At 58.9% G+C, this 16,937-nt stretch carries 11 protein-coding genes; 7 read left to right on the top strand and 4 right to left on the bottom strand.

Annotated elements, in window-relative coordinates:
• Positions 1-580: 580 nt before the first annotated feature.
• Together AC1DK3_RS14645 and AC1DK3_RS14650 are read left to right on the top strand one after the other, a co-directional pair.
• Entirely contained in the window at positions 581-2,944 is a 2,364-nt protein-coding gene (locus AC1DK3_RS14645) for a sensor histidine kinase (RefSeq protein ID WP_477192995.1), read from the top strand.
• Entirely contained in the window at positions 2,934-3,638 is a 705-nt protein-coding gene (locus AC1DK3_RS14650) for a response regulator (RefSeq protein WP_477192996.1), read from the top strand. The genes AC1DK3_RS14645 and AC1DK3_RS14650 overlap by 11 nt, the downstream gene beginning before the upstream one ends.
• A gap of 31 nt (positions 3,639-3,669) precedes the next feature.
• On the opposite strand, the gene AC1DK3_RS14655 is transcribed toward AC1DK3_RS14650, so the two are convergent.
• Entirely contained in the window at positions 3,670-4,101 is a 432-nt protein-coding gene (locus AC1DK3_RS14655; protein WP_477192997.1) for a response regulator, read from the bottom strand.
• A 412-nt stretch (positions 4,102-4,513) separates the two neighbouring features.
• Between AC1DK3_RS14655 and AC1DK3_RS14660 the strand changes: the two genes are divergently transcribed.
• Positions 4,514-5,065 carry a DUF1345 domain-containing protein gene (locus AC1DK3_RS14660; RefSeq protein ID WP_477192998.1) on the top strand — a complete coding sequence of 184 codons (552 nt, stop codon included), beginning with the start codon at positions 4,514-4,516 and terminating at the stop codon, positions 5,063-5,065.
• 46 nt (positions 5,066-5,111) lie between these two features.
• On the opposite strand, the gene AC1DK3_RS14665 is transcribed toward AC1DK3_RS14660, so the two are convergent.
• Complete coding sequence (locus tag AC1DK3_RS14665; RefSeq protein ID WP_477192999.1) at positions 5,112-6,227, bottom strand: beta-ketoacyl-ACP synthase III; 1,116 nt, start codon at positions 6,225-6,227, stop codon at positions 5,112-5,114.
• A 355-nt stretch (positions 6,228-6,582) separates the two neighbouring features.
• Between AC1DK3_RS14665 and AC1DK3_RS14670 the strand changes: the two genes are divergently transcribed.
• Positions 6,583-7,482, top strand: coding sequence for an alpha/beta hydrolase (locus AC1DK3_RS14670; protein ID WP_477193000.1), 900 nt, complete (start codon positions 6,583-6,585; stop codon positions 7,480-7,482).
• Positions 7,483-7,729: 247 nt separating this feature from the next.
• Here the strand turns inward: AC1DK3_RS14670 and AC1DK3_RS14675 are convergent, their stop codons facing one another.
• A complete protein-coding gene (locus tag AC1DK3_RS14675; RefSeq protein ID WP_477193001.1) occupies positions 7,730-8,614 on the bottom strand; it encodes an SDR family NAD(P)-dependent oxidoreductase in 885 nt (294 codons plus the stop codon).
• Positions 8,615-8,981: 367 nt separating this feature from the next.
• Between AC1DK3_RS14675 and AC1DK3_RS14680 the strand changes: the two genes are divergently transcribed.
• Positions 8,982-11,225 carry an ABC transporter substrate-binding protein gene (locus AC1DK3_RS14680; protein WP_477193002.1) on the top strand — a complete coding sequence of 748 codons (2,244 nt, stop codon included), beginning with the start codon at positions 8,982-8,984 and terminating at the stop codon, positions 11,223-11,225.
• A gap of 23 nt (positions 11,226-11,248) precedes the next feature.
• Here AC1DK3_RS14680 and AC1DK3_RS14685 read toward each other — a convergent pair whose 3' ends face one another.
• A complete protein-coding gene (locus tag AC1DK3_RS14685; RefSeq protein WP_477193003.1) occupies positions 11,249-12,172 on the bottom strand; it encodes a LysR family transcriptional regulator in 924 nt (307 codons plus the stop codon).
• Positions 12,173-12,445: 273 nt separating this feature from the next.
• Between AC1DK3_RS14685 and AC1DK3_RS14690 the strand changes: the two genes are divergently transcribed.
• Positions 12,446-15,634, top strand: coding sequence for an efflux RND transporter permease subunit (locus AC1DK3_RS14690; protein ID WP_477193004.1), 3,189 nt, complete (start codon positions 12,446-12,448; stop codon positions 15,632-15,634).
• Positions 15,635-15,752: 118 nt separating this feature from the next.
• Positions 15,753-16,919: an efflux RND transporter periplasmic adaptor subunit gene (locus AC1DK3_RS14695; protein WP_477193005.1), complete on the top strand. Its 1,167-nt coding sequence runs from the start codon at positions 15,753-15,755 to the stop codon at positions 16,917-16,919.
• Positions 16,920-16,937: the final 18 nt, after the last annotated feature.

Genomic DNA, 16,937 nt, shown 5'->3' on the forward strand with positions numbered 1-16,937 from the left:
CTTTCCGCAAAAAGCCGTTTCGGTGGGCGGCTTTTCGATTCCATCAAAGCGCGTCTCTTATCCGTTGCGAGAACTTGCCGCGGATGTCTGCGCGTCGACGGCCCAGACCGTGAACATCGAAATCGAAATCCTGAAGAGCACCTTGAGCGACCGGCGCCGAACGTCGCGGCAGTGCCAGCTTACGACGAATTAAGGAGTGACGAAGCGGCCAAAATAATGGGGCCCGGCTTGGGGGATAAGCCGGGCCCCTGCTATCGAAAGCGGCGCTTTGGGTGGGGGGTGAGGGACGGCGCTCGCTCGCGAAAAAGCGGATCCGCCTAACGTGAGAGACCAATACCGATAGGGCTATGGATCCGCTTGGCAAATCATGTTTGCCCCGGATGAATTGCCGGCACCACTCAGCCCGGCAGTCTAGGTCAATGAACATTTGCTAGGCCGGATGGTCTATTGCCAAGAAACCGTCTTTGCGGCGAGGGCTGCGGTGTTCCGCACCCCCCGGGGGGCGTCGAAATCCCGCTTGATATTCGCCTTGATTAGGTTCGAGGCTAACCCCGGCTAGCGGAAAGAAGATAGAGATCCGATGCGGCGCGTTTCGTTGAAAGTTCTGATTGCAGCGGCGATCTCCCTAGTTTCACTTTTGTTGACGGTCTCCGTGTCCTACGTGATCGGGCGCGATGCTGTGAGCCGGCTTGAACACCAGATCGGTCAATCGCTGGCGTTGCTGGCGGATGAAATGCAAGACAAGCTCGACCGCGCCATGTTCGAGCGCCTCCAATCCCTCGACAACATGGCCGCTATCGGCAAGATCTTGCAAAAGACCGACACGCCAGACGCGTTGCGCGCCTCTCTCGAAAGATTTCAAAGCGCATACTCCGACTATTCCTGGATAGGGTTCGCCGACCGCAACGGCAAAATCCTGAGCTCGACTCGCGGCGAATACGAAGGACAAAACGTCGGCGATCAGGTCTGGTTCAAGAAGGGCCTACACGAACCGTATGTGGGCGACGTCAAACTCCCGGCCCGGTCCGACCGCAGTCCGCCCCCGCGCGACGGTCACACGACATCCGATTTTATCGATCTCGCGGTCCCGATCTCGGACGAGGAGTCGACGTTCGGTGTCCTTGGCGCAACGTTGAGCGCCGATTGGGCGGAAGAAGTTCGCGACACGCTTCTCGGCAGCATGAAAGATGCAATGCCCGCCGACGTTATTGTGCTCGACGAAACAAGGCGGGTCCTTTTTGGTCCTGACAACATAACCGGAAAGACGTTGGATCTACCGAGTATCAGAGCCGCGCGTCCAGGCGAAGCCGGCTTTGCCGTCGAACAGTGGCCGGACAATACGTCGTACGTGACAGGATTTTCCAAAAGCGATGGCTACCGGTCTTATCCCGGCTTGCACTGGATCGTTCTCGTGCGGGAGGATCAGAAACTCGCGTTCGCACCCGTGCGAAGCTTGCAGACAACGATTCTGATATGTGGCGGCATCGTTGCGGCGCTTGCCGCTCTTTTGGCTTGGATACTCGCAGGCAAGCTCTCGCAACCGTTGCTGCAGCTTGCCGATACGGCTGAAGGCCTGCGGCGCGGGCAGAAGCTCGAGTTTCCGCAGGTCGGCGGCTACGACGAAGCACGCGTCCTGTCGAAATCCCTCAGATCCCTCGTCAAAGAACTCGACGCCCAAAGAGCTTCCCTTGCGGCCGCCAACCAATCGCTTGAAACTCAGGTGCAGGAACGAACGCAGCGACTTGCAGAGCAAAACATCGGCCTCGAGCGCGCAAAGGCCGAAGCGGAACTTGCGACCGAAGCCAAATCCCGCTTTCTCGCGGCGGCCAGCCATGATCTCCGGCAGCCTCTGCACGCGCTGACATTATTCGCGCGTGCACTTGCGCGCCGTGTCAGCGGCAACGAAGCGACGACGCTCGTTGCTCAGATGGAGGAAGGTTTGCGCGGATTGAAGGGAATGTTCGATGCGCTTCTCAACATTTCGCGCCTTGACGCTAGGCTGATTGACCCGGCGAAAACCTCTGTGTCGGTCAGCGAGATCATCGAGCGGATATCGGTTGGCTCGAAAGTCGAAGCCGAGCAGAACGGATTGAGGTTTCTCAGCCGCTCGCGCGACTGGATCATCGAGACGGATGCCGCCTTGCTCGAAACCATTATCCGCAACCTCGTCTCGAACGCCTTGAAATTCACGAAGTATGGCGGCGTCATACTTGCCGCGCGCGAACGTGACGGCGAACGCGTGATCGACGTTTTCGACACCGGTCCCGGCTTTCCCATCGAACGGCGCGAAAAAATATTCGAAGAATTTTCACGTGCCGATCAGCGCGCCTATGGCGTCAACGACGGACTTGGTCTCGGCCTTTCGATCGCGCGCCGGTACGCCGAGCTGCTCGGCATGAAAATTCTCGTCGCCTCGCGGCGCGGACGCGGCTCGCGATTTACGATTGTATTGCCGAAGAGCCGCGTCCTCGAAGTCGCGCGCCGGCCCGAGCCGTCGCCCAAGTCCGAAACGGCCATCTACGGAATGAGAATACTCGTCCTCGACGACGATCCGCTCATCGTTGCAGCTCTGACGCGCGATCTCGAAGATCGCGGCAATCTCGCCTTTGGCTACCAAACGGCGGCCGAAGCCGAGAAGGGCCTCGGCAAGGGGTTAGCGATCGATGCGGCCGTACTCGATTTCGATCTGAGAGGATCGGAAACGGGTCTGGAATTCATCAAACGCATGGCAGCTAGGACGAACACGGATATTCCCACCGTGATCCTTTCCGGCGCCACTGATTCTGCTACCCTGGCGATCCTGGCAAAATCAGGGAGACCATGGCTCACAAAGCCCGCAGATCCCGAGCTTATCGCTGCCACGCTGAGTGCAATTCTCAACGCTCATAAGGTTTCGCTGAATGGTTTCAATGCCGAGTACGGAGCAAATGCAAGTGCCAGCTAATTTAGAAAAAGCCAGCATAGAAAAAGCGATGCCGGTGATCCAACGCGATACCGTTCTCGTGGCCGACGACCACGGACTTTACAGGTCCGGCTTCAGCTTTTTGCTCCGTGATCGAATGGGGTTTCGTTCTGTCATCGAAGCATCGTCCTTCGACACTGCGCTCGATCGCCTTGCAGAAACACCAAACGTAGAGCTCGCACTGTTCGATCTGGCGATGCCGGGGATATCGGGGCCCGAGGGCCTGCGCGTGGTGAAAGAGGCCTATCCCAGCATTCGCGTTGCGATCGTCTCGGGATCGGAAGAACGCAACGATGTCGTCAAGGCCGTTGCCATGGGCCTCAACGGATATGTACCAAAATCGATGGCGGATGACGAGATCGTCGGCGCGCTGAAAGACATACTGGATGGCCGCGTTTTCGTGCCGCGTTTCATGACGTCGGGCAACGCCGAACACGCAGCAAAGCTCGCGAGTTCCGATACACTTGCCGCGAAACGGGACCCCGGCGGTGGAGCCACCAACAAAGCCATTTCACCGCGACAACGCGACGTCCTGGATTGTGTCCGCCGGGGCCTTTCGAATAAAGAGATCGCACGCGAACTCGACATCGCCGAAGGCACGGTGAAAATCCACCTTGCGGCTCTCTTTTCGCATTTTGGAGCCCGCAACCGCACCGAACTCGCAACGCGGAGCTAAGCTCGAAACAAGAATAATGGGGGCCTACTTTTTACTGCAGTGTGGGCCCGAGGTTGTGAAGCAGCCATCGATGCAGAATGTCGGGATCGAACGGCTTCCCGACGACCGGGAATGGCGATGTGACCCAAACAATGTCGGAATGACCCGTCGTGATGATCGTTGGCACCGGATGTCCGATCATCGCGGCAAGCGCGAGCGCATCATTGACGCCCCGCATCTCGCCCTCGATCTCGATGTCCGTAATGATTGCGGAAACATTGCTGAGCCGATGCCCCAAAGTCTGGACCGCTTCGAGGCACGAGCGGGCGGCTATGCAGGAATACCCCCAGTCATCGATCAGCATGCTCAAAGCCATTGACGAGCGATAGTCATCTTCGATTAACGCGATCAGCGGGCGCGTGGACAGCCCAGCGGACGCCAGCGGAGCGCAACCAACGGCCGTCGCTGGCCTAGTGGTGGACATCACGCGGCCTCCTTCCGTTTTGCCGGTCTCACCAGGCAATCAGAGGCGATTTTTGAATTAAGGCATAGTCAGCGGGAGGCTCTAGGCTTCTCGGACTAGACATCGAGCGCGCTAGCCGGAGCGCACAGAATCGGCTCCAATTAAGCGTAATGTACGTTGAACGAACCGGATCAATCCCTATCATATCCGGGGCGCGCGTCGTCCTTGCGGCTTAGGCGTCCTTTCCAGAGATGTTTGCGATCCCGGCATGAACGACCCCATCAGGACGGCTCGAAAGCGAGCAAATTGGTACAGCCCCCGATCGATCGGCCGTTCCCTGATCATTAGGCCGAGGGTTTTATTAGCCGCGGCCGTCGGCGTGCTTGCTCTCAGCCTATTACCGTCTTCGCTTCACGCTTCCGTTCGCGAGGCCATGGCCTGGTGTCTGAGCGGCGCGATCTACCTCGTGACGACATTCACGGTCATGCGCCAATGCCATTCCGACAAGATCCGCACCCGAGCAGCACGCCAGGATGATAGCGGCGTCGTTATCTTGGTGCTTGTTCTTCTCGCAATATTTTCGAGTTTCGCTGCGATTTTCGGTTTGATCTCCGCAGCCAAGGCGGCATCGAACGAAGGCAAGGCTCTCCTTGTTGGCCTCGCCGCCGCAACGATCGTCATTTCATGGCTCGTTACTCAGGTGTCGTTCACTCTGCACTACGCGCACGAGTACTACGCGCCCCGCGAATTTTCCGAACAAGCCGCAAAAGGCATAAATCCCTTGACGTTCCCGGCCGACCCGACGCCGGATTATTGGGATTTCTTCTATTTCGCCACGTCGTTTGGAGCGGCGTCGCAGACATCGGATGTCATCATCAACAGCAAAGAGATCCGGCGTTTGACGATCCTCCACGCCATCGTCTCTTTCTTCTTCAACACGATGATTCTCGCCCTCACGATCAATCTCGCGGCCAGCTTGGCTTGATGCTCTGGCCTTCGCTCCGGGCCGCTGCGATAGCCGTATTCGGAGCCTACCGCTTCTCGACGAAAACGGTACCCGCGGAATAACCCGCCCCGAACGAGCAGATGAGCCCGGTGTCGCCGCGAACGAGATCGCAGCTCGCGGTGTGAAACGCAATGATCGACCCCGCCGAACTCGTATTGGCGAAGGTATCGAGAATGATGACGTTTTCTCCGGGCATCGGCTCGCGCTCCAGAACCTTTCGGCCAATCATCTCGTTCATGTTGATGTTCGCCTGATGCAGCCACAGCCGCTTCAGTGCTTTGTGATCGACGCCAATATCGCGCGCGTGTTCGATGATCATCTCGATGACCATCGGCACGACCTCGCGATAAACCTTCCGTCCTTCCTGCACGAAAAGCTTGTCCGGCGCGCCTATTCCTTCCGGCGCGCAGCGGTTTAGAAAACCGAAATTGTTGCGGATGTTGTTCGAAAACTGCGTCTTGAGACGCGTGCCGAGAATAGCCCACCCGCCCTCGGCTAATGCGGCGTCCGTCACGATCACGGCTGTCGCGACATCGCCGAAGATGAAGTGGCTATCGCGATCCCTGAAATTGAGGTGGCCCGAGCAGATCTCAGGATTGACGACGAGGACAGCCTTCGGAGAGCCACCGCGAATGAAGTCCGTCGCGGTCTTGATACCGAACGTTGCAGACGAGCAAGCGACATTCATGTCAAACGCGAAGCCGCTGATCCCGAGCGCGTTCTGAACTTCGACCGCCATCGCCGGGTAAGGGCGCTGCATGTTCGACGCCGCACAAATGACGGCGCCGATGTCACGAATATCGCCGCCCCAATTTGCGATTGCGTCGCGCGCGGCATGAACCGCCATCTCCGCAAGGACCGAATGCTGTTCGTCTGGTCGCTCGGGTATATGCGGGCGCATGATCGTGGGATCGAGTATTCCGTCCTTGTCCACGACGTGCCGGGACTTGATGCCCGATGCCTTCTCGATGAACTCCGACGACGACGGCAACAGCTGCGCGACGTCCCCAGCAGCAATGGCCGACGCGTTAACCGAGTTGAACTCGCGGACATAGGCGTTGAAGGCCGCCACGAGTTCGTCGTTCGAAATGCTGTGTGGCGGGACGTAGATCCCAGTTGCGGCGATGACAGGTTGGTGCACGTGCGTTCCCAGTTCCCTTGATGGGCCTGGCGCAGAGCCCACTTTTTTGTTGTCGTTTGGATGTCATTAGCATGCCGCACTTTGCTCCAGCGCGCGCGATGGCAGCGCTTTAACTTTAAAAACGGTTGTTAACTGTTTCCTCGGGCAACCGCGCCCGCCCCGCACCTGCTCCTCTGCCATCAGATTTGCCGCTTGTCGATGCTGCCGGCAAGCCGGGAGATGCGCCGCCCTTGTTCCCGCGGGAACTCATCGCGCACGATTTTCCTTTCGGCCTCATCGGCTTGTCGCCCGCGGAACAGACCGCCGTCCACTCCCAACCTAAAGCTCGTCCCGAAGACCAAAGGGAGACGAGCCCATGTCCGCTGAAATCACCAAGTTGACGCCCGCCGCCTCGCTAACCCCCGCGGCCGCCAAGGATACGACGTATCGCATCGCGGGCGGAAAAGTCGGCGTGCTGCTGATCCACGGTCTCTGCGGCACACCTGCCGAAATGCGCTTCGTCGCCATGGGTCTCGCCCGCGCCGGGTACACGGTGCATTGCCCAACGCTCGCCGGCCACGGCGGCACCCGTCAGGACATCGTCAACACCACCTGGCAGGACTGGTATGAGAGCGCCGAAGCGGCGCTCAATGAAATCCGTAAAGACTGCGATACGGTGATCGTCGGCGGCCTATGCCTCGGCAGCATCATCGGCCTCCATCTCGCAGCCAACAACCGCGACAAGGTTCAGGGCGTCGCGCTCTTCTCGCCGACCCTGTGGATCAACGGCTGGGCGATGCCCTGGTACACGAAGTTCTTTTCGCTCGTCCGCACCCGCTGGATGGCGAACTTGATGGAGTTTCCCGACGCGGCATCTCTCGGCATCAAATGCCCGCGCGTGCGTGAGTTCGTTCGAGCCGCACTCGCGGCGTCCGATGGCTCAGACCTCGGAACGGTCGGCACGCCCGGCGCTATGCTGCTCGAGCATCGCCGCCTCGTCTCCGCCGCAAAAAAGCTTCTTGGTCGAATTGGTCAGCCCACGCTCATCGTCCATTCGCGCCAGGACGACTACGCAAATTTGAATAATGCCACTTACGTGCAGGCAAATCTGGCGGCGCCCGTCGATCTCGTCGTACTGGAAGACAGCTATCACATGGTCACGCTCGACAAGGAGCGTCATGTGGTGGTGGACAAGACCCGCGCTTTCGTCGCGCGCATTGCAGAGAGTATCGGCACGGCCGTTGGCGCAAGTACAGAAGCGATGGCAGCGGCTTGATCGGGGCAGCGTGACGGTAGCAAAATGCGTTTACACGCTGCGCCGTCGTCACGTCGAATGCAGCGCGGCCACGCACCGGCCTATCGAGCTCTAAGGAGCCCGTTCAACCCGCTAAGCGCAGCCGCGTCGGGAACTCCAGATACGCGAAACCTCATTCTAGAGCCCATTTATACTTAGCGCCAAATTAGTTGCCATAATACAAACGTCTGCAATTATTGCGATGTCCTGCTCCCATCTTAATAGGGGCTTAAATATTTGGCCGTCGCAACAGCCAGTAAACAAGGGGCACAGTGAGCGTGTGTGGCAATATCTTGAGCGCGACATAGAAGAAAATATTGGATATTCCCGGCACAATCACGCGATTGCCGAACATGAAGCCGCGATAGGCGCTCCGCGCGACGCTATCGGCCGACATCGAAGGCAGCACCCAACGATAGAGCGATTGTTCCGCTCCCATATTCTGGTGAAAGGCCGTATCGACCGGCCCCGGCAGAAGAGCAGAAATCCTGACCCCCTGCCCGGAGTATTCGCTGGCAATCGCCTCCGTCAGTGAAACGACATATGATTTGCTTGCATAGTAAGCCGCCTGGTTCGGCCCGGGGACGTCCGCCCCCAGCGACGCGACGTTCAAAACACCGCCACGCTGACGAGCCAGCATGTCGGGCAGCACCGCCCGCGATAGACGCGTCACGGTCTCAATATTGACGGCGATGAGGCGCGAAAGGTCATCCTGCGAATGGCTGAGAAATGGTCCGGCTAGACCCATCCCGGCGTTATTGACGAGCACGTCGAGATAGAGCCCGGCCCCACTGAGGCCCGCGGTTATCTTGTCCAGCGCATCGCACTGACTGACATCGCAAATGATCGTCGTGACCGATGAACCGGTGCTTGACTTGAGGTGCTCGGCCGCGGCTTCGAGCTTGGACTGGGTCCGCCCGGCGATGGCCGTTTCATGCCCGGCCTCGATGAAACGCTGCGCAAGTGCCAGTCCGATACCGCTTGCCCCGCCGGTGATGACGACTGCCGGCTTCAAGTGCGCGACGGCTTTGCGCGCCTCACGGACGTCAGCCGGATCAGCTGGTGACCGCCACGGCCAAAGCAGCGACCGCCATGACGCCGAACTGTTCTGCATCTGTTGAGCTGGACCCGTAGTGCTTCCAATGTGCGGGCCTGAAACTAGGCAAACCCCTGCCCGCCTGCAAGCCGGATAACCCTTACCCCGCAGCCGGATCCTGGGCGTCCTCTATAAAGACAAGTCAATGACAATTCCGCAATTGCGGCGGCCGACCCTGAATGCGCCCCACACAAACCAAATTCTTACCCCTCTCTGGGCGAAGCCTTTATAAGCGCTTTATAAGCGCTTCGGGGCCGGGAACGCCAAAGGACAGCAACGGGGAATTTGGACGGTCCGGCGTGCCGGATGCTCAAATTAGTAGCGGGTGGGAAACGTGGGATCAGTTTTGTCTGAGTTTTGCGCGAGCGTGCGTCGTCGGGCGTCTGTGGCGCAGGCCGTTGCCGCTTTCGGCGCGTCGTTGATTGCTGCCGGCGCCTTCACTCCGCCAATTGCGCACGCCATGGATAAAGCGGAAGCAGCAGCGCGGCCTCCACTCGTCATGCAGATCTTCGTCACATCGCGAAATGACGACTGCTACGACGGCGGCCAATTGAAGGCGATCAAACGCCTTACGACGCTCGCCCAACACCGCATCAATCAGGACGGCGGCATAGCGGGCCGCAAGGTCGTCGTGAACATTCTCGACGATCAGCGCCTGCCGCAGAGCACGATCGAGAATTTAGCGACTGCCATCGCCGATCCCCAGACGATTGCGATGATCGGCATATCGAACGCGACCCGCGCAAAGGCGGCACTGGATGCGAACGGCAAGGACCTGAAGGCGAGCGGCATTCCGTTCATGTCCGATATATCGGTAACCGACCTCATTAAGGACTACCCCAACGTCTTCACCACTCGCGCATCCGAAGACGAGGAGCGCATGCCGGTGATCGCGGAGTTTGTGAAACTTGCGCATTTCGAGCGACCTGCTTTCATCGGGATCCAGTCCTTGCTTGGAAGCACCAATTTCAGTGACAGCCTTAAAGAGTTTCTGAGCGGAGGCCTCGTCGCCGATCATCGGCTGCAGCTTACAAACGACAAGCTCGATCCGAGTGAAGTCGCAGCCGCGGTCGCGGACCTCAAATCGAAAAATGTCGGGATTGTCTTCGTCGCCGTCGGCGGCGACCGCATGAAGGGGGTCGTGAAGCAGTTTCAGGACGCTGGTTTTACGCCGCCGCTATTCGTCACCGGCCGCGTCGATTCAGTCACGAACCAAGGTGCGGATGCCTACGCGAACGATGTCTATCAGCTCGCCTGGAACGAGCTTCCCGACGGCTACAGCGAGAGACTGCGCGAGCTTATTATGAGCACGCCATATCCGAGCCAATGGATCTTCGAGGGCGCGAAAAATGCAAGCGCGCCCGGCTGGAAGGATGCAACCTGCAAGCCGAGAGACGAGGACATTCCCCTCAACGTTCTCGATACGGTCAACATGCGTGCATTGTCGGTCGGCTCACAATACGCCGATGTCGTCAGTCTGATCGCTGAAGCGGCGCGATCGGCGGAAATCACCGCTGAGATACCCGATGTTCGCAATTTGATCGTCAACCAGCTGAAGACCGGCTACGCATCGGGCCGCGGGATATTCAAGGGACGGTTCGACAATTGGTCGTTCCAGCCGGCATCGCGCGCCGCAGCCCGGACACCGCTGATCGTCATGCTCCCACGCGGCCGCAACCGCGCACAGCTTGCACCGATACAGTTCCTTCACCTGCGCGATCAGAGTTTGCAACGGATCGATACGCTTTACGCCGACATAGATCTCATCCATGCCGAACGTATCGACGACTCCGAAAAGACCTTCTTCGCAGACTTCTATTTATCGATGAATGACCGGAGCGGCGCCTCGATCGAGCAGATCGAATTCGCCAACGCCTATCTCGAGCCCGGCTCCAACGAACGTCAGATCACCGTCCGCGCCATTCACGACGGCGGCCAAAGCGCCGCCTATCCCGACCACATGAAAATCTATCAGGTGACGGGCAAATTCGTATACTCGCCGGATCTCAGAAATTATCCGTTCGATACGCAGCGCTTTTCGATCGATCTGCGGCCGAAGCCCGGCACCACGCCGTTCATCGTTCAGCCGCCGCCGCAGCAGGTGCGAGACCATGTGGTGAAGGTGGATGGCTGGGACGCGAGGGACCAGTATGTTGGATACGACGTGGACTTCGTTCGCACAGTCGACGCGCAAACACTCGAGCCGAGCGTATTTCCCTTCTATAAAGCCAGTTTCGCATGGCTGATGAAACGCGAAACGACGGACTATTTTCTCAGGGTCGTCGTGCCGTTGGCCTTCATCCTGATCATCGCCTATTTGTCGATATTCATCTCGACGCATCACTTCGAGGCGATCGTGACGATACAGGTCACAGCATTGCTGTCGGCTGTCGCGTTGTATCTCGCGCTACCGAAGATCGACGCCAACATCGAGACGCTCTCGGATCGAATGTTCCTGTTCACCTATTTCATGTTGAGCGTGATCATCGCCATTACGATTGCGCGTGAGAACAAGAGGGTCGAACCGATCCGCTGGCTGAAAACGGGCCTGATCTTCCTGCACATCGTAGCGGTTCCCGCAATGGTCGCCGCGATGGCCTACTACGTCTATCTCGCGAGTTCTGTGTAGTCGTTGGCAGCGCCGGGCCACGCTCAGAAAAGTATCTTCTCCGAGCGAACCCTGTCCAAGACCTTGGTGAAAGCCGCGACGGCCGGATTGCGCGATTGCGCCGACCCCGCGCGTCCGCTGAATGCGGCAACGAGCTCCCAGCGGATCCCGGGCTTTCGGAGCGACGTGATGCCGATCTTGGGCGTCGTCGAGAGCGCGGCCCGTGCCATGACGAACGTGTACGGAACGAGAGCGATGCCGAAGCCCCGCGCGACGAGATCGAGCAGGACCTGCACATCGCCAACCTCGAGCGCCGTCCTGCGCGAGACGTTGATAGCGGCGAATGCCCGGTCGACGATCCGCCGCGTTCCTTGATCAGGCTGAAAGTCGACGAACGTCTCGCCCGCGAGGCTGTGAAGCGAAACGCTTTCGCGGCCCTCGAGCGGATGACCCAAAGGGTGGGCAACGACCAGACGATCGGAAGCGATCGGCATGGACACGATTTCCCGGCTCTTTTCGTAGAGCGGCAAGAACGCCAAATCGATGCTGCTGTCCTTCACCTTGTCCATCAGCTTCGCTGCCGTGCTGTGGCAGAGGCGAATTTCGACATCCGGGTGCAGCGCGCGGAACTCTCCGAGCAAGAGCGGAAGATCGAAAAAAGCATTGAGGCTCGCGCACGTCCCGATGCTCAGTGAGCCCCGCTCTAAGCCGCTGATAGCCGCGACCGCGCGACGCGCGTCTCTTACGCCAGCTATGATCTGAAGAGCCCTCTCGTAGAGCACTTGACCGGCGACCGTCAGCTCCACCCGCCGCGTAGTGCGGACGAACAGCGGTGCGCCCATTTCCTGCTCGAGCGCCCGGATAGAGGCCGAAAGCCCGGATTGAACGATATTCATTTTGCGCGCAGCCCGCGTGAAGTGCTGCTCTTCTGCGGCAGCAACGAAATGTTCGAGTTGCTTGAGGTCCATTCGGCGCTTCCGACTAATCTGTAAAACAGAATAATAGCATCCCAACATACTATTGGACAGATGAGCCGTAGACCCCCATTTCTGCCGGTCGGGCAATTGATTTGTGTCTGCGTTAACGAGCGTAGATGAAGATAGCGGACTGTAATTGAACCGCGCCCTTCATCGCCGATAAGTAATGTGTGTCAACAGACGGAACCGAAGCCTCATCCTGTTTTCTAGCTGACGCGTCAGATGGTTTCGAATTCTAGCCGGCGATGTGGAGATTTCTGAAGCATGGCTGCATTGGTGCGTATAGCGCTGCGGTCGCCGTACACATTCGTCGTGTTGGCGCTGCTCATTCTACTTACGGGTGCCTTGGCGGCTTTCCGCACGCCGGTCGACATCTTCCCCGAAATTCGCATCCCCGTCATCGCAACGGTCTGGCAATATACGGGGCTGCCTCCCGATGAGATGGCGGGCCGAGTGGTTTCGCCATTCGAGCGCGTACTAACGACGACCGTCAACGATATCGAACATATCGAGGCGAACTCGTATAACGGCATCGGTGTCGTCAAGATCTTCTTCCAGCCGGGTGCCGATATCCGCACTGCCAACGCGCAGGTGACGGCGGTGTCGCAGACCCTCCTAAAACAGTTGCCACCCGGTTCGACGCCGCCGCTCATTCTCAACTACAGCGCCTCGACCGTACCGATAGTGCAGCTCGCACTTGGCGGCGACGGCTTGACCGAACAGAACCTATCCGACCTCGCCCTGAACAACATCCGCACGCGGCTCGTGACGGTGCCGGGGGCCGCCGTCCCCTATCCCTTCGGCGGCAAGACACGCCAGATCCAGATTGATCTCGACGACACGGCGCTCCATGCGAAGGGCCTCTCCGCGCAGGATGTTTCAAACGCCTTCGGCGCCCAGAATCTTATAAATCCGGTCGGCACCCAGAAAATCGGCGGCACCGAATATACGATGCAGCTGAACAACGCGCCGTCCGACATCAACGCCTTGGGTGACTTGCCAATCAAGGCCGTCAATGGCGCAATGGTCTACATCCGCGATGTTGCCCACGTCCGCGACGGCAACCCTCCGCAACAAAACATCGTGCACGTCAACGGCAACCGCTCCGTTCTGCTGTCGGTGCTGAAAAACGGCGCGGTTTCGACGCTCGCCATCATCCAAGGCGTGAAGGACAAAATTCAGGAGATCAAGCCGGGGCTTCCCGATGCGCTGACAATATCGCTACTCGGAGACCAATCGATCTTCGTCCGCGCGGCCGTGCAAAACGTCATTCACGAAGGCGTTCTCGCCGCCGCTTTGACGAGCATTATGATCCTTCTTTTCTTGGGCAGTGTCCGTTCGACCATCATCATCGCAACCTCGATTCCGCTGGCCGTGTTGGCATCGGTAGCGATGCTTTCGGCGCTCGGAGAAACCTTGAACGTCATGACGCTCGGTGGCTTGGCGCTGGCCGTCGGTATTCTTGTCGACGAAGCGACGGTGACGATCGAAAACATCAACTACCATCTGGAGCAAGGAAAGGACGTCGAGACCGCGATCCTCGACGGCGCCGATCAGATCGCGACGCCCGCATTTGTTTCGATGCTCTGCATATGTATCGTTTTCGTCCCCATGTTCTTCCTCGAAGGCGTTGCACGATTTCTGTTCGTTCCGATGGCGGAAGCCGTCGTGTTCGCCATGGTCGCGTCCTTCATATTGTCACGCACCCTGGTGCCGACGATGGCAAAGTACCTGCTGAAGATGCACGATCCTGACGGACACGGGAGACCCACCCGCAATCCGTTCCTTCTCTTTCAGCGTGCATTCGAACATCGCTTCGAGAGAATGCGTAACGGCTATCATGGCCTTCTCGAAAGCGCGCTTTCACATCGAACGATCGTTCTGATTTTTTCATTCGGATTTATTGGCGCATCGTTCTTCCTGGTCCCCTATCTCGGCCGCAACTTCTTTCCTCGGGTCGATTCCGGTCAGATTCTGATGCATGTGCGGCTCGATATCGGCACGCGTGTCGAGGAGAGCGCGCGAAAGTTTGCGCAAATTCAGGATGCCATCCGTGAAATCATCGCGCCGGAAGACCTCGGCGCCATGGTCGACAACATCGGCATGCCGGTCAGCGGCATCAACACGTCTTATAACAACACCGGCATGATCGGGCCGCAGGATGGCGATATCCAAGTGGCGCTCAATCCGGGCCATCGCCCGACGCCCGATTATGTCAAAGAGCTGCGCGATCAACTGCCAAAGCGTTTTCCCGGAGCGACCTTTTCGTTCCTGCCGGCCGATATCGTCAGTCAGATTTTGAACTTCGGCGCGCCGACGCCCATCGATCTGCAGATCAGAGGACCGAAGCTCGACCCGAACTTCGACTATGCCGAGAAGGTTTTGCGACAGATCAAACTAATCCCGGGGGTCGCCGACGCGCGCATTCAGCAATCGCGAGAGAACCCGGGCTTCAAGGTGAACGTCGACCGCTCGCGCGCGCAATACGTCGGCGTGACCGAGCGCGACGTTACTGCGAGCTTGAGCACGAGCCTCGCCGGCACGAGCCAGGTCAATCCAACTTACTGGCTCAACAAGACGAACGGCGTCACCTATCCGATCGTCATTCAGACACCGCAGTACAAGATCGACTCGCTGAGGTCCCTCGAGAACATGCCGATCACCGCCGACGGCGCACCGGCGCCTCAAATTCTCGGAGCCGTCGCCAGTGTCGATCGCATGACGAGCAACGCCGTCGTCTCGCAATACGATATCCAGTCGATGGTGCAGATCCTCACGACGACCGAAGGCCGTGATCTCGGTGCCGTTGCAGCCGACATCCAGAATATCGTCGACGCCACCAAAGCCGATCTTCCGAAAGGCGCGACAGCGGTGCTCCTCGGTCAAGTTCGCACAATGAACAGTGCCTATACTGGAATGTTGTTCGGACTCCTCGGCGCCATCGTGCTCATATACCTATTGATCGTCGTAAATTTTCAATCCTGGGGCGATCCGCTCGTGATCATCATGGCGCTTCCCGCGGCTCTCGTCGGCATAGTCTGGATGCTATTCGTCACGGGAACCACGCTATCGGTGCCCGCATTAACCGGAGCCATCATGTGCATGGGCGTCGCGACCGCGAACGCCGTTTTGGTCGTCACCTTCGCACGTGAGCGGCTGGCCGAGCACGGCGATCCCATCCAGGCCGCGCTTGAATCCGGCTTTGTCCGCATCCGTCCCGTCCTGATGACGGCGCTTGCCATGGTTATCGGCATGGCGCCGATGGCATTGGGCCTTGGGGAAGGCGGCGAACAGAATGCCCCACTTGGCCGCGCGGTGATCGGCGGCCTCTTGTTCGCAACGGTTGCAACGTTATTCATTGTGCCAATTATTTTCAGCCTGATGCACCGGCGGAAGTCCGCAAGCTCGTTGTCGCCGCAAGGTGCAACCCCTGGAGAGTTTCATGCAGCATGAGCCGTTGGTGAAGCCGCCAGAGAGCAGGCCAGAGAATCGGCAAGAGAAACCGTCAGCAAGCCCAGCAGTAAATCTGGTAGGGAATCCGCCTACCAAGGCCCGGCGATCGCGCTGGAAAATGCCGTTGGCTGCTCTCCTTTTCATCGCCGGCGCAGCCTTCCTCGCCTTTACCGGCATCACGAGCCGCGAACAGAGCGTTGCTCAGTTGAAGAGCAAATCCGCGACGCGCGCCATTCCGACGGTCGCCGTTTCGACGCCGGCCGTTCAGCAGAGCATAGGCTTGCTCGACCTGCCGGGCCGCTTGGACGCCTACTATCAGGCAGCACTTTTTGCACGTGTTAGCGGCTACGTGGCGAGCCGCAACGCCGACATCGGCACACGCGTAAAAACGGGAGATGTGCTCGCGACGATCGATGCACCCGATCTCGATCAGCAACTGTCTCAGTCGGAGTCCGATCTGAACAACGCGAAGGCCAACGCAGCGCTTGCCGCCGTCACCAACCAACGCTTTCAGGCGCTTCTGCCAAACAGCTACGTTACTCACCAGCAGGCCGATGAAAAACTGTCCGACCTCGAGTCGAAGAACGCGTTGGTGAAGTCGGCGCAGGCCAACGTCGATCGGCTGAAGGCGCTCACGCAATACAAAAGCATCGTTGCGCCGTTCGACGGCATCGTGACCGTGCGCAATACCGACGTTGGAAATTTGATCAACGTCGGCAGCTCCACCGGCTCGGAAATGTTCGTGGTCGCCGACGTCCACAAACTGCGGCTTTATGTGAACGTGCCCCAAGTGTACGTTCCTATGATTCCGAACGGCACGATCGGCGTGCTGACTGTCCCCGAGCGGCCCGGCAAGAAGTATGACGCGAAGGTCGAAGCCTCTTCCGGCGCCGTCGATGTCGCGTCCGGCACAACGCGCATGCAGCTTGTCGTCGACAACGCCGCTGGTGAGCTGATGCCGGGCGCCTACGCCAGCGTTCATTTGACGGTCGGCAACAAGCACGACGTCTTGGTCATCCCGGCGAGTGCCGTCCTGTTCGACAAAGCAGGCTTGCGTGTCGCGACGGTTGATACCGACGATAAGGTGCTCCTCAAGCCAATCACGATTGGCCGTGACTTGGGGGCGACGATCGAAGTCGCGTCCGGTCTCGCTCCGGAAGACCGGGTGATCGAAAGCGTTCCCGACGGCATCGTCGATGGCGACCGCGTCAACGTGAAGGAACGGCCGAATTCCTCGACGGCGCCTTCATCGTCGAACGGGCCCAATCCACCCAACAAGGGGTGACGGTTCACGAGACCTCGA

Source organism: Hyphomicrobium sp. 01T421, from assembly GCF_056398805.1.